We start from the raw sequence: 12598 nt of genomic DNA on the forward strand, positions 1-12598 counted from the left end.
CCAGGCACCCATGCGGCCAGGTTGCGCGCATAGACTCCTGCGCTCGATGCAAGACCCTCGCCTGCCCATCCTCTACAGCTTTTGCCGCTGCCCCTACGCGATGCGTGCCCGGCTCGCCCTGGCCGCCAGCGGCGAGCGCTGCGAGTTGCGCGAAGTGGTGCTGAAGAACAAGCCGCCCGACATGCTCGCCGCCTCGCCCAAGGGCACGGTGCCGGTGCTGGTGCTGCCCGATGCCGCCGTGCTGGAGCAAAGCCTGGACATCATGCGGTGGGCGCTGGGCCGCAACGATCCGCTGCGCTGGCTCGCACCCGAGGCGGGCACGCTCGACGGCATGCTCGCGCTCGTGGCCGCGTGCGACAACCACTTTAAGCCGCAGCTCGACCGCTACAAGTACCCGGGCCGCTTCGCGGACGCGCCCGCCGGCACTGCGCGCGAACTGGGTGCGCAGTTCCTGCTGGAGCTGGAAGCCCGGCTCGCCAGCGGCTCCGGGCCGCAGCTCTTCGGCGCGCGCGCGGCGCTGGCCGATGCCGCCGTCATGCCCTTCGTGCGGCAGTTCGCGATGGTCGAGCCCGCATGGTTCGAGAGCCAGCCCTGGCCGCTGCTGCGCGCCTGGCTCGCGGGCTGGACGACCTCGCCGCTGTTCGAGCGCGCGATGCACAAGTACGCGCCCTGGGCCCCGGGTGAAGCGGGCGCCGCCTACCCGCCGGCCTGACAGCATCCCCTACATCCACGCACAGGAGCCCTTCACCCATGTACACCCCCTCCACCGCCGCCACCCGCCATTTCTCGGGCACGTACGCCGAGGCGCGCGCCAAGTTCCTCGATGCCGCGGCAATGCGCGGCGCCGCGGTCGAATCCTTCGTGCTGCCGACGCACCGCGGCGCGCTCGGCGAGGAGCTGGCGACCGACGTGGCGCTGATCGGCGCCAGGGATGCGAAGAAGCTGCTGCTCGTCACCTCGGGCACGCACGGCCCCGAGGGCTTCTGCGGCTCGGGCGCGCAGCTTGCCACGCTGCACGACGCCGACCTGCTGGGGCGGCTCCAACAAGCGGACGTGGCGCTGCTGCTGGTGCATGCGGTCAACCCCCACGGCTTTTCGCACCTGCACCGCACCAACGAGGACAACATCGACCTGAACCGCAACCACATCGACTTCGGCGTGCCGCTGCCGGTGAATGCGGAGTACGCCGAGGTCGAGCCGCTGGTGCTGCCCGCCAGCTGGCCGCCCACTGCCGCCGACGATGCCGCCATGGCGGCCTACATCGAAAAGCACGGCATGCGCGCTTTCCGCGCGGCCGTCACCCGGGGCCAGTACAGCTCGCCCGACGGCCTGTTCTACGGCGGCACCGCGCCCTCGTGGAGCAACCGCACGATGCGCGCCATCCTGCGCAGCTATGCCGCGTCGGCCACGCACATCGGCTGGATCGACATCCACACCGGCCTCGGCCCCTACGGCCATGGCGAGAAGATCTACCCGGGCCGCAATGCGCCGGCCGACCTTGCGCAGGCGCATGCCTGGTGGGGCGCCGACGTGTTCGCGCCCTTTGCCGGCGACTCGGCCTCGGCCGACGTGTCGGGGCCGGTGGTCTCCATTGCCTATGACGAGTGCCCCGATGCGAGCATCGCGCCCATGGGCCTGGAGTTCGGCACGCTGCCCGACAGCGAGGTGCTGACCCGCCTGCGCGCCGACACCTGGCTGCGGCGCCATCCCGAGGCGCCCGAGGCGCAGAAGCGCGAAATCCGCCAGCAACTGCGCGATGCCTTCTACTGCGACAACGACGAATGGAAGGGCATGGTGCTGGGCCAGACGCGCGTGGTGCTGCTGCAGACGCTGCAGGGCCTGAAGAAGGCCTGATTCGGCGAGTGGACTTCAGCCGAAGTTCGGCGCGCGCCGTTCGCGCAGCGAGGCCACGCCCTCGCGCACGTCGGCGCCCGCGAAGCCCATGAATTCGAGCGCCAGCGAGGCGTCGAAGGCCGGGCCGGCCTGGCGCAGCCAGTTGTTGAGCGCGTACTTGGTCAGGCGGATCGCGCCCTGGCTGCCGACCGCGAGCCGGTCGGCCACCTCGTAGGCGCGCGGCAGCAGCTCGGCCTCGTCCACCGCGAGCGACACCAGGCCGATGCGCTCGGCCTCCGCGCCGCTCACCGGCTCGCACAGCAGCAGGTGGTACTTGGCCTTGGCCATGCCGCACAGCAGCGGCCAGATGATGGCCGCGTGGTCGCCCGCCGCCACGCCCAGGCGCGTGTGGCCGTCGACGATCTTCGCGTCCCTGGCGGCAATCGAAATGTCGGCCAAAAGCCCCGCCACCAGGCCCGCGCCCACGGCCGGGCCGTGCATGGCGCTCACGATGGGCTTGTCGCAGTTGATGATGTTGTAGACCAGGTCGCGCGCCTCTTTCCAGACGCGCTGGCGCACCGCGTCGTCGGTGGTCATGTCCTGCACCATGGCCAGGTCGCCGCCGCCCGAGAAGCCCAGCCCCTCGCCCCGCAGCACCGCGCAGCGCACCGTGTCGTCGGCCGCCACGTCGCGCCAGATCTCGGCCAGTTCGCGGTGGCCGTCGTGGCCGGCCGTGGGCAGCTTGCCGTTGGCCGCGCGCATCTGGATGTCGAGCACCGCGCCGTGGGCGCCGCGGCGCGTGATGGCAAGGGTCTGGTAGCGTGTGTATTCCATGGCGTGTCTCCGCCCCGCAGCGCCTGCCTGCGGGGACTTTCATTTTTCGTCGAAGGACGGGGCGCCTATTTTCGCGCCGCCACCTCGCGGCAGCGCTGCACATTGGCCTCGAAGCGCGGTGCCAGCCCGGGCTCGCATCCATCGCTCGCGGGATTGAGCCTGCACATGCCGACGACCACGTAGTCCATCACCGCCTCAGTGCACATCGGGTACTTGGCCAGGTCGGGATTGGCTTGCGCCTTGAAGCCCCAGCGCTCGGAGAACTCCACCGTGCGGGCCATCGCACCGTGGAAGAAGCTGCGGTCGCTGGCCGCGATGGCGGCCTCCATGCGCGGCAGCTCCTCGTTCAGGTAGCCGACCGAATCCAGCGGGAACGACGCCGGGTCCTGCTGGGCGGCCGCAAGGGAAGCGGCCAGGACGAGCGGCAAGGCGGCAAGGGTGCGCAGCAGCGAGGAAGGCGCAGAACGCGAAATGGGACGGTGTGGTTGCATGGCTTGGGATTTTGCAACGTTTGGAAGCATCTTTGAACGCCGGGCGATGCGTGCGCACGACGCCTGCGCCGGCTACCGGCTCTTTTTCTGCCGATCGAATTTGCGCCAGTACTGGAACTCGTCCTCGTGCACTTCGAGGTCGACCTCCGAGATGCGCGACTGCAGCCGCTCCTGCACGTCGGCCACGGCCTTGTTGTAGACGATGGGGCCGACCTCTTCAAGAAAGAAGCCGAGCAGCGCGCCGGCCGCGATGTTGCCGATCTTCTCTTCCATGTTCTCGTTGAAGTAGCGCTCGATCGACGCGATGGCCTGCTGGCGGGCTTCCTTGGAGATTTCGATGGTCATGCGTGCGGCTCTCGCTGGTGGATCGATCGATTGTGCCGCTACCATGCGCTGCGGCCCCAGGGCCGGCACGACAACAACATACAACACGGAGACCGCCCCATGAAGTTTCGCCCCGCCGCACTGGCGACCCTTGCCCTGGCCGCACTCGCCGCGGTTTCGGGCTGCACCAATCTGACCCCCGCCACGGCGCAGCGCCAGCTCATGCTGGTCGCCAACGACGAGAAGCAGTCGTGGAGCGACGCCGGCGCCGTGATCCTCGCGCCGATGGGGCGCGACACGGTGCAGGTGCTGGACATCGGCACCGATCCGCTGGCGCCCAGGCTCGTCGGCAGCCTGCAACTGGACAACACCATCGCCGGACCGCCCGTCAACCTCGCGATCACCCCCGGCGAAACGCTGGCGCTGGTGGCCAATTCGCTCAACGTGGTGGAAGAGAACGGCGTGCGCCGGCAGGTGCCCGACAACCGCCTGTTCGTGGTCGACCTGAGCACCACGCCGCCCAGGCTGATCGACACGCTCACCGTGGGCAAGCAGCCCTCGGGCCTGTCGATCAACCGCGCCGGCAACCTCGCGCTGGTGGCCAACCGCGCGGACAACTCGGTCAGCGTGCTGCGCATCGCGGGCAAGCAGGTGACGCTGATCGACACCGTCGCCATGGGCGACTCGGTGGCGCACGTGCGCTTCACGCCCGACGGCAAGCGCGCGCTGGCGGCCAAGTTCACCAGCCACAAGATCGCGCTGCTGGAGGTGAACGGCGAGAAGGTCAGCTACAACAAGGTCGACCTCGCGGCGGGCCTGTGGCCCTACAACGTCGACGTGACGCCCGACGGCAAGCTCGCGCTCACGGCCGACAACGGCAACTCCGGCGCATCGGACGGACAGGTCGATACGGTGAGCGTGATCGACCTCGAAGCGGTGCCGCCGCGCGTGGTCGACAAGGTGGTGGTCGGCGACGGGCCCGAGGGCCTGGCCGTGAGCCCGACCGGCAAGCATGCGGTGGCCGTGATCCTGCGCGGCAGCAACTCGGCAAAGAACGCCTACTTCTACAACCGCAACGGCTCGGTGGTGCTGCTGAAGATCGACGGCAAGAAGGTCACGCGCGCCAACGAGGTGGTGGTGCGCGGCCTGCCCGAAGGCGCGGTGTGGAGCGCCGACGGCAAGTACCTCTACGTGGGCAACTTCATCGACCAGGACATCACGATCCTGCGCGTGGACGGCGACACGCTGGTGCCCACGGGCAAGTCGTTTGCGCTGCAGGGCCATCCGGCCGCAATGCGCGGGACAATGTCGCACTGACGCAACCCACCACCCCAGACGAAGAAGCCATGGCGCAACCCAAACGACAACTCCGCACGCTCGAGCGCGGCATTCTCTGCCTCGTGATCGGCGCCGCCGTTCTGCTGGCGCCGCGCTTCCTGCAGGGCACGCGCTGGTTCGAGATGGTGGCCGGCGCCTACCTGGTCGGCTGGTTCGCGCTGGTGCTGGGCGTGGCGCTGGTGGTGGTCGGGCTGGTCCGGCGCGGCAAGTAGCGCGGCAACGGGCCGGCCCGCAGCCGGCAGGGCTCAGCCCTTCTTGCCGCGCAGCTTGCCGGCGACTTCCACGCACGCCAGCACGATGGCGCCCGCCACGATGCCGATGCCCGCATTCACCCCCATCGACCCGATTGCGCCGAACACGCCGCCGGTGGCCTGGGCCCAGTCTTCGACGGCATGGCCGAGGGCCGGCACGCCGTGCACCAGGATGCCGCCGCCCACCAGGAACATGGCCGCGGTGCCGGCCACCGACAGCGCCTTCATGAGCCAGGGCGCGGCCGCGAGAATGCCGCGGCCCAGGGCCTGCGCGGCCTTGCTCGCCTTCCGGCTCAGGTAGAGGCCCGCGTCGTCGAGCTTCACGATGCCGGCCACCAGGCCATAGACGCCGATGGTCATGACCAGTGCAATGCCCGCCAGCACGGTGAGCTGCGTGAGAAAGGACTGGCCCTGCACGGTGCCCAGCGTGATGGCGATGATCTCGGCCGAGAGAATGAAGTCGGTGCGCACCGCGCCCTTGATCTTGTCCTTCTCGGCCGCCACCACGTCGACGGCCTCGTCGGCCACGGCGCGCTCGTGGCGCGCGGTGTCGGCCTCATGCGCCTGCCTGTGCAGGAACTTGTGGGCGAGCTTCTCGAAGCCCTCGAAGCACAGGAAGGCACCGCCCACCATCAGGAGCGGCGTGACCAGCCAGGGCAGCCAGGTGCCGATGGCCAGCGCCGCGGGCACCAGGATGAGCTTGTTGACGAACGAGCCTTTGCACACCGCCCAGACCACCGGCAGCTCGCGGTCGGCCTTGACGCCCGAGACCTGCTGCGCATTGAGCGCAAGGTCGTCGCCGAGCACGCCGGCCGTCTTCTTGGCGGCCACCTTGGTGAGGACCGAGACGTCGTCCAGGACGGTAGCGATGTCGTCGAGCAGCAGAAGCAGGCTGGTGGCCATGGCAAGGGTCGGTGTGGAAAAAAAAGAAGCGGCGAGCTTAGCCGCAACCGCGGCGCGCGCCGGCAATACCCGTACGCGGCCGGCCGCCGGGCTCAGGCGTCAGGCAACGCTGCGCTTGAGCCGGATTTCCTCGACCCGCACCGTGCCCAGCGCGGTGGTCTTGGCGGTCTTCATTTCGCGCTTGAAGCCGGCGAGCTCGAAGAAGCGCATGGCGCGGTCGTTGCGGATGGGCACCCAGGCCGTGACCGTGGTGCAGCCCTCTTCCTCGAGGCCTTCGCGCGCGGCGTCCCACAGGGCGACACCGATGCCCTTGCCCCAATGCTCGGGCTTGACGTACAGGGCCCAGATCTCGCCCGTGGTGGACGGCGTCTTGGGGTCGCGCGAGCGGTCGAAGCCGACGAAGCCGACGATCTCGCCGTCCTGCACCGCCACCTGCACCTGCGGCTCGCTGAACTCGATGGCCTCGCGCCATTTGGCCTCGCGGGAGGCGGGCGCCAGCACGCGCAGCTCTTCTTCGGGCAGGATGCCTTCGTAGGCAGCCTTGGCGGCCAGGGCATGGACTTCGGCGACGGCCTTGGCGTCGCGCATGGTGGCGGGGCGAACTTCGTGATCTGACATGGATGCGGGGAAATCAAAAGGAACTGCGTATTGTCGCCGCACCGCTAAACTGCCCGCTACTACGCCGCATACGCAGCATCAAAAGGAGTCGATATGGCCAAGGGTCAACAGCGCGCAAACAAGGAAGCCAAGAAACCGAAGAAGGACACTTCGCCGCCCAAGCCGGTGGGCACCGGCGGCATCGAACCCGTCCGCACGATCACCACGACGGTGATCCCGCGCGGCAAGCTCAAGAACAAGTGACCGACGAGGCCCCCGCCGGGCCGGCCCCGGCGCCCGCCAAGCCGGCCCAGCCCCGCAACCCGCTGCACGGGCTCACGCTGGAGGCCATCGTCACGGCGCTGGCCGACCACTACGGCTGGGAGCAGCTCGGCGAACTCGTTCCGATCCGCTGCTTCGCCATCGACCCGAGCGTGGGCTCCAGCCTCAAGTTCCTGCGCAAGACGCCCTGGGCGCGCGAGAAGGTCGAAAGCCTCTATCTCTTCATGCTGCGCGAACAGCGCCGCGAGCAGCAGCAACAACAGCCCCCGCAGCGATGAGGGTCCGGCTCGAACCGTCGGGCCTCGGCTTCGACGCCGAGGCCGGCACCACGCTCTTGAAATCGGCCGAGGCGGCCGGCATCGAAATGCCGAGCTCCTGCCGCAACGGCACCTGCCGCACCTGCATCTGCCAGCTGGTGGCGGGCTCCATCCGCCACGTCATCGAATGGCCCGGCCTGAGCGCCGAGGAAAAGGCCGAGGGCTGGATCCTGCCCTGCGTGGCCGAGGCGCAGAGCGACCTCACGATCGATGCGCCCCAGGCGTTTTCGGTGTTCTGACGGCCGCGGCGCGGCGCCCTACTTGGCCGCCGCGGGCATCGCGACCACCAGCCGGTCGCGCTGCGCCAGCGACGGGAACAGCTTGAACCAGCCCAGCGCCACCATCATGGTTCCCACGCCGCCCACCACCACCGAGCCCACCGGCCCGAGCAGCGCCGCCGTGGCGCCCGATTCGAACTCGCCCAGCTGGTTGCTGGCGCCGATGAAGATCGAATTGACCGCGCTCACCCGGCCGCGCATGGCGTCAGGCGTTTCGAGCTGGACCAGGGTCTGGCGGATCACCACGTTGACCATGTCGGCCCCGCCGGACACGGCCAGCGCAATCAGCGAGACGATGAAGCTGCGCGAAATGCCGAACACCACCATGCACAGCCCGAAGAGCCCGACGGCCATCAGCAGCGTGCGGCCGATGTTGCGCTCGATGGGCCGGCGCGTGAGGGCGATCGACATCGCCAGCGCGCCCACCGCGGGCGCACCGCGCAGCAGGCCGAGCCCCCAGGGCCCCGTGTGCAGGATGTCCTTGGCGTAGATCGGCAGCAGCGCCACCGCGCCGCCCAGCAGCACCGCGAAGAGGTCGAGCGAGACGGCGCCGAGCACCGGCTTGCGCTTCCAGATGAAATCGACGCCCGCGAACACCGTGGCCAGCGTGACCGGCTCGCGCGCGGCCGGGGTGTAGGTATAGCGCAGCCGCAGCACCAGCGCACAGGCCACCGCGAAGCACAGCACGCTGGCGCCGTACACCACCGCCATGCCGGCCACGAACAGCAGGCCGCCGAGCGCCGGCCCGCCGATGATCGCGCCCTGCATGCCGGCCGAGCTGAAAGCCATGGCGCGCGGCAGCATCGCGGGCGGCACCAGCAGCGGCGTGAGCGCCTGTTGCGCCGGCATCTGGAAGGCCCGCACCGCGCCCAGCACCAGCGACAGGCCCAGCAGCAGGCCGCGCGTGTCGAAGCGCTGCACCACCGCGAGCAGCAGCACCAGCGCCACCAGCCCCTGCACCGCAAAGCAGGCCGCCACGATGCGGCCGCGGTGGTGGCGGTCGACCACATGGCCGGCCAGCAGCGCGAGCAGCAAGGCCGGCACGAACTGGTAGAGGCCCACCAGCCCGAGGTCCCAGGCGCTGCCGGTGAGTTCGTACATGTGCCAGCCGATGGCCACCAGCAGCATCTGCGAGGCCGCGGTGCCGAAGAGCCGTGCCACCCACATCTGCATGAACGCTCGCTCGCGCCGGAGTTCGGTGAAGCCCGGGGAAACGGGAGCGGAGGCGGGAGGAGAGGCAGGGCCGGACATCTGTTCGAGGATAGCCGAGGCTTCATGAGCTTCGCATGAGCGCAGCGCCAAGGTGCAGCAGCGAGCGCGGGCTCTGCTCTCTACACTCCGGGCTACTCATGCCGGACATCGACCTCATCCACGAAGACGCCCACCTGCTGGTGCTGAACAAGCCCGCCGGCCTGCTCTGCGTGCCCGGGCGCGGCGAAGACAAGCAGGACTGCCTGAGCGCGCGCGCCATGCGGCGCTGGCCCGATGCGCTGGTCGTGCACCGGCTCGACATGGCGACCAGCGGGCTGGTGCTGATGGCGCGCGGCGCGGCCATGCAGCGTGCGCTCGGCGACGCCTTTGCCGAGCGCCGCGTGCACAAGCGCTACGAGGCCATCGTGGACGGTGCGATGCCGGTGCAGGACGAATGGTCGGTCATCGACGCGCCGCTCATGGCCGACTGGCCCAACCGCCCGCTGCAGAAGGTGGACCCGGCCGGCAAGCCGAGCCTCACGCGCTGGCGTGCGCTGTCGTCTTCGTCTTCAGCGCCGGATGGAAAGACGCGGGCCTCGCACCTGCTGCTGGAGCCGCTCTCGGGGCGCTCGCATCAGTTGCGCGTGCACCTGCTGTCGATCGGCCATCCGATTCTGGGAGACGCGCTCTACGGCAGCGCCGATGTCCAGGCACGTGCGCCGCGCCTGCTGCTGCATGCCAGCGAACTGGGCTTCGTGCACCCGGTCACGCAGCAGAGCCTTTGCCTGCAGAGCCCGTCCGGCTTCGATTTCTCTCGCCTTACAGCCCGCCCTTGACCACGAGCACCGGCATGGGCGCGTCCTGCAGCACGCGCTGCGTGACGCTGCCCAGCAGCAGCTTCTCGATGCCGCTGCGCCCGTGCGAGCCCATCACGATCAGGTCGGCCGCAATGGCGATGGCGGTGTCGACGATGCCTTCGTGCACCACGTGGCCGTCGATCACGCGCTGGTCGCTGTGCAGGCCCTCGGCGGCGAGCGCCGCCACGCCGCGGGCGAGCGCCGCATTCGCGCTCGCGGTGGCTGCGGCCAGGTATTCGTTCTGGCCCAGCGCATAGTCCGCACCCACGCCGATGAAGGGATAGTTGTCGATCACGTGGATCAACGTGATGCGGCTTCCGAACGCCAGCGCCAGGCCGCTGGCCTTGCTGACCGCGAGCATGGAAGTTTCGGAGCCGTCGATCGGAACCAGGATGTGATTGAACATGGCGGACCTCACTTTTTCGTTCGCGGACAGGCGCGGCTCGCAACCGAGCCGGCCCCGAATTTAACCTCTGCGCCGGGCAGTGGCTGTAGGACTCAAGCCAGCGGGATCAATCCCCCTGGAAAGCCCCGGCGCGGCAGGTGACGACGAGTGTGTCGCGCCAGCCGGCGCCGCCCTCCTCGAGCGGCTGGATCGGCGTGGACTCGTGGATCACGCGCGCGTCGTCGAGCAGGAGCAGCGTCCAGGGCTCGGTCATGGTGAAGCGCTCGCCGCGGCGGCCGCTGGCTTCGAACACGCGCGTCTCGCCGCCCTTGATGCCGCTGCGCCCGACCAGCGCCACCGCCACCAGGTCGACGCCGTCGCGGTGCGCGCCTTCAGGCGTGGGCCGGCCGATGCCGCCCGCGGTGTCGATGCGGAACTGGTGCGCCTCGACGAACCACGGCTGCGCCGCCGCCGCGCCGCGCATGCCGCTCGCGGCTTCGCCCAGGCGCTGCAGCAGGCGCTGCCAGGCCGGCTGCGCCACCGTGGCTTCGTGCATGGGCGCGAACCAGCGCTGCATGCCGCCATGCAGCGCGTTGTATTCGACCGGCTGCCAGTGCGCGCGGTGCGGCGCCTGCACGATCGAATCGCCTTCGACCGTGAAGCAGGCGTGGCGCCGTGTGCGATAGCGGCCGCCGTCCTTCAGGTATTCGTCCGGCGGGAGATCGTTCCAGTCGGCATGCAGTGCTTCGAGCTGCGCAAGCGGCACACCCAGCCAGTCGCTCACGCCCTGCGGGCTCAGCACGGCATAGCCTTGCTCGCGCAGCGCGGCCTGCAGCTCGGCAGGCTGGACGAAGGGTGGAGCGAACGCGGCCGTGGTCACGACGCGGTGACCTTCACGTCCTTCCAGAACGCCACGCGGTCGCGGATTTCCTCGGCCTCGGGCTTCGGGTCGGCGTAGTACCAGGCAGCGTCGGTGTGGAGCTCGCCGTTGACCAGCAGCGAGTAGTAGCTGGCCGTGCCCTTCCAGGGGCAGGTGGTCTTGTGGTTGCTGAAGGTCACGTGGTCGCGATTGAGCGAGCTCATCGGGAAATAGTGGTTGCCTTCGACGAGCACGGTGTCGTCGCTTTCGGCGATGGTGACGCCGTTCCAGGTTGCTTTCATGTCTTGCACTCCAAGGGGCGGGGGGCGCGGGGCGCAGTTGGCGGATGCGGTGGCGCGCGGGGAAGGGATATTGTGCCCGTTGCTTTTGGGGGGCGAATCCATGGGGGCGGTATGCCGGCTATATGTTTTGGGTTCCTGGGCTTGTTTGAGTTTCGGGGCCGGGTCTCGCCCCGGCGGGCGACCTACTTTTCTTTGCTTCGCTGTATGGACCGGGGACCTGGGTAACAGGTGTGCGGGGACATAGGAAACACTTTTGAGGTCGAGACGACCGAGGAAGTGGCCCATGCCCTGGCAACCGAGAGACCTGATGGACACCAAACGCGAATTCCTGGAATTGGCCTTGCAAGAAGGGGCCAACCGCCGCGAACTGTGCCGGCGCTTTGGCATCAGCCCCAAGACGGGCTATGCGCTGCTGCGCCGCCATGCGCTCCAAGGCATGGGCGATGCATGCAAGCCGCGCAGCACCCGACCGCACCACAGTCCTGGGCGCAGCAGCGCTGCGATCGAGCAAGCTGTCATCGAACTGCGCCGCCAGCACCCCCGCTGGGGTGGCCGCAAGATCGCCCAGCGCCTGAGCGATCTGGGCTTCAGCGGCGTGCCCGCACCCAGCACCATCACCGGCATCCTGCATCGCCACGGACTGATCACCCCTGAAGCCAGCCAGGCGGCCGAGCATTGGCAGCGTTTCGAGCACGAGCTGCCCAATGCCCTGTGGCAAATCGATTTCAAGGGCCACTTCGGGACGGGTGCGGGGCGCTGCCATCCGCTGACGGTGATTGACGACCACTCGCGCTTCAACCTGACGATCGCTGCGTGCTCCCAGACGAACACCGCCCGCGTGCAGGATCATCTGCAGCGGGTGTTCCTGCGCTACGGCTTGCCCGTACGCATCAACGCCGACAACGGCGCCCCTTGGGGCAGTCCCGCCAAGGCTGAGCACGGGCTGTCGGCACTGAGCGTGTGGCTCATTCGCCTGGGCATTCGCATCAGCCACAGCGCGCCTTACCACCCGCAGACCAATGGCAAGCTGGAGCGCTTCCACCGTTCGCTCAAGGCCGAGGTGCTCAATGGGCGCAGCTTCTTGGACCTGGCTCAGGCCCAGGACGCGTTCGAGCACTGGCGCGGCGTGTACAACCACGAGCGCCCGCACGAGGCGCTGGGCATGCAAACACCCGCAGCGCGCTATCAGGTGAGCCCTCGGGCCCTGCCTGCCGTGCTGGCGCCGATCGAATATGGCCCTGATGACCGGGTGCTGACGGTGGGCTGGAACGGCTGGGTGCACTTCCAGGGGCGCAAGCTGCGCCTGTCCAGTGCCTTGCACAGGCTGCCCGTGGCGATGCGACCGGACCCCAAGGTAGATGGCTGCTTCGACGCCTTCTTCTGCCATCACCGCTTCTTACGGCTGGATCTGCGCAATCCCGCCACCTCAAACTGAGCGCCCAAGGTGTTTACTATGTCCCCGCACACCTGTTACCCAGGTCCCCGGTCCATACACTTCGCCAAAGAAACGTAGGCAAAAGAAAGGCGACCCCACTGTCTGCGTCCCTTCGCTTCGC

At 68.9% G+C, this 12598-nt stretch carries 18 protein-coding genes; 9 read left to right on the forward strand and 9 right to left on the reverse strand.

Annotation, left to right across the window (positions count from 1 at the left end; genetic code table 11):
- Window positions 1-46: 46 nt before the first annotated feature.
- Together ACAM58_RS17680 and ACAM58_RS17685 are read left to right on the forward strand one after the other, a co-directional pair.
- Window positions 47-712: a glutathione S-transferase gene (locus ACAM58_RS17680; protein WP_015866420.1), complete on the forward strand. Its 666-nt coding sequence runs from the start codon at window positions 47-49 to the stop codon at window positions 710-712.
- 38 nt (window positions 713-750) lie between these two features.
- On the forward strand, window positions 751-1854 hold the full coding sequence (locus ACAM58_RS17685) for a M14 family metallopeptidase (protein WP_015866421.1): 1104 nt from the start codon (window positions 751-753) through the stop codon (window positions 1852-1854).
- Window positions 1855-1869: 15 nt separating this feature from the next.
- Here ACAM58_RS17685 and ACAM58_RS17690 read toward each other — a convergent pair whose 3' ends face one another.
- The 3 genes from ACAM58_RS17690 to ACAM58_RS17700 form a co-directional block, all read right to left on the reverse strand.
- Window positions 1870-2667 carry an enoyl-CoA hydratase/isomerase family protein gene (locus tag ACAM58_RS17690; protein WP_369663151.1) on the reverse strand — a complete coding sequence of 266 codons (798 nt, stop codon included), beginning with the start codon at window positions 2665-2667 and terminating at the stop codon, window positions 1870-1872.
- 65 nt (window positions 2668-2732) lie between these two features.
- On the reverse strand, window positions 2733-3158 hold the full coding sequence (locus ACAM58_RS17695; protein WP_369663152.1) for a hypothetical protein: 426 nt from the start codon (window positions 3156-3158) through the stop codon (window positions 2733-2735).
- A 72-nt stretch (window positions 3159-3230) separates the two neighbouring features.
- Entirely contained in the window at window positions 3231-3503 is a 273-nt protein-coding gene (locus tag ACAM58_RS17700) for a DUF2164 domain-containing protein (RefSeq protein WP_015866424.1), read from the reverse strand.
- Between the two features lie 99 nt (window positions 3504-3602).
- Here ACAM58_RS17700 and ACAM58_RS17705 point away from each other — a divergent pair, with 99 nt between their 5' ends.
- Complete coding sequence (locus ACAM58_RS17705) at window positions 3603-4799, forward strand: YncE family protein (protein ID WP_369663153.1); 1197 nt, start codon at window positions 3603-3605, stop codon at window positions 4797-4799.
- A 29-nt stretch (window positions 4800-4828) separates the two neighbouring features.
- Complete coding sequence (locus ACAM58_RS17710; protein ID WP_015866426.1) at window positions 4829-5032, forward strand: hypothetical protein; 204 nt, start codon at window positions 4829-4831, stop codon at window positions 5030-5032.
- Window positions 5033-5065: 33 nt separating this feature from the next.
- Here ACAM58_RS17710 and ACAM58_RS17715 read toward each other — a convergent pair whose 3' ends face one another.
- Window positions 5066-5974 carry a DUF808 domain-containing protein gene (locus ACAM58_RS17715; protein WP_307591928.1) on the reverse strand — a complete coding sequence of 303 codons (909 nt, stop codon included), beginning with the start codon at window positions 5972-5974 and terminating at the stop codon, window positions 5066-5068.
- A 99-nt stretch (window positions 5975-6073) separates the two neighbouring features.
- Entirely contained in the window at window positions 6074-6592 is a 519-nt protein-coding gene (locus ACAM58_RS17720; RefSeq protein ID WP_018906264.1) for a GNAT family N-acetyltransferase, read from the reverse strand.
- Between the two features lie 93 nt (window positions 6593-6685).
- Between ACAM58_RS17720 and ACAM58_RS17725 the strand changes: the two genes are divergently transcribed.
- The 3 genes from ACAM58_RS17725 to ACAM58_RS17735 are packed head-to-tail and all read left to right on the forward strand — an operon-like array spanning window position 6686 to window position 7409.
- A complete protein-coding gene (locus ACAM58_RS17725) occupies window positions 6686-6835 on the forward strand; it encodes a hypothetical protein (protein WP_369663154.1) in 150 nt (49 codons plus the stop codon).
- Window positions 6832-7131 (forward strand): VF530 family DNA-binding protein, encoded by a 300-nt coding sequence (locus ACAM58_RS17730; RefSeq protein WP_028256208.1) that lies wholly within the window; start codon window positions 6832-6834, stop codon window positions 7129-7131. The genes ACAM58_RS17725 and ACAM58_RS17730 overlap by 4 nt, the downstream gene beginning before the upstream one ends.
- Window positions 7128-7409 (forward strand): 2Fe-2S iron-sulfur cluster-binding protein, encoded by a 282-nt coding sequence (locus ACAM58_RS17735; protein WP_062366255.1) that lies wholly within the window; start codon window positions 7128-7130, stop codon window positions 7407-7409. Before ACAM58_RS17730 ends, ACAM58_RS17735 begins: the two co-directional genes overlap by 4 nt.
- Before the next feature lie 18 nt (window positions 7410-7427).
- Here ACAM58_RS17735 and ACAM58_RS17740 read toward each other — a convergent pair whose 3' ends face one another.
- Window positions 7428-8699 (reverse strand): MFS transporter, encoded by a 1272-nt coding sequence (locus tag ACAM58_RS17740; RefSeq protein ID WP_369663155.1) that lies wholly within the window; start codon window positions 8697-8699, stop codon window positions 7428-7430.
- Window positions 8700-8797: 98 nt separating this feature from the next.
- On the opposite strand from ACAM58_RS17740, the gene ACAM58_RS17745 reads away from it, so the two are divergent.
- Complete coding sequence (locus ACAM58_RS17745) at window positions 8798-9475, forward strand: RluA family pseudouridine synthase (RefSeq protein WP_369663156.1); 678 nt, start codon at window positions 8798-8800, stop codon at window positions 9473-9475.
- Here the strand turns inward: ACAM58_RS17745 and ACAM58_RS17750 are convergent.
- The 3 genes from ACAM58_RS17750 to ACAM58_RS17760 form a co-directional block, all read right to left on the reverse strand.
- Complete coding sequence (locus tag ACAM58_RS17750; RefSeq protein WP_015866434.1) at window positions 9459-9902, reverse strand: universal stress protein; 444 nt, start codon at window positions 9900-9902, stop codon at window positions 9459-9461. The two genes, ACAM58_RS17745 and ACAM58_RS17750, sit on opposite strands and share 17 nt — an antisense overlap.
- Before the next feature lie 106 nt (window positions 9903-10008).
- Complete coding sequence (locus ACAM58_RS17755) at window positions 10009-10761, reverse strand: 2OG-Fe dioxygenase family protein (protein ID WP_018906259.1); 753 nt, start codon at window positions 10759-10761, stop codon at window positions 10009-10011.
- Window positions 10758-11042 (reverse strand): DUF427 domain-containing protein, encoded by a 285-nt coding sequence (locus ACAM58_RS17760; RefSeq protein WP_015866436.1) that lies wholly within the window; start codon window positions 11040-11042, stop codon window positions 10758-10760. Before ACAM58_RS17760 ends, ACAM58_RS17755 begins: the two co-directional genes overlap by 4 nt.
- A 283-nt stretch (window positions 11043-11325) precedes the next feature.
- Here ACAM58_RS17760 and ACAM58_RS17765 point away from each other — a divergent pair, with 283 nt between their 5' ends.
- The gene (locus tag ACAM58_RS17765; RefSeq protein ID WP_369663157.1) at window positions 11326-12477 is read left to right on the forward strand and encodes an IS481 family transposase; all 1152 of its coding nucleotides are present in this window, start codon (window positions 11326-11328) and stop codon (window positions 12475-12477) included.
- The last annotated feature ends 121 nt before the right edge of the window (window positions 12478-12598 follow it).

Origin of the sequence: Variovorax sp. V116 (genome assembly GCF_041154435.1) — a bacterium.
Taxonomy (GTDB): domain Bacteria; phylum Pseudomonadota; class Gammaproteobacteria; order Burkholderiales; family Burkholderiaceae_C; genus Variovorax; species Variovorax paradoxus.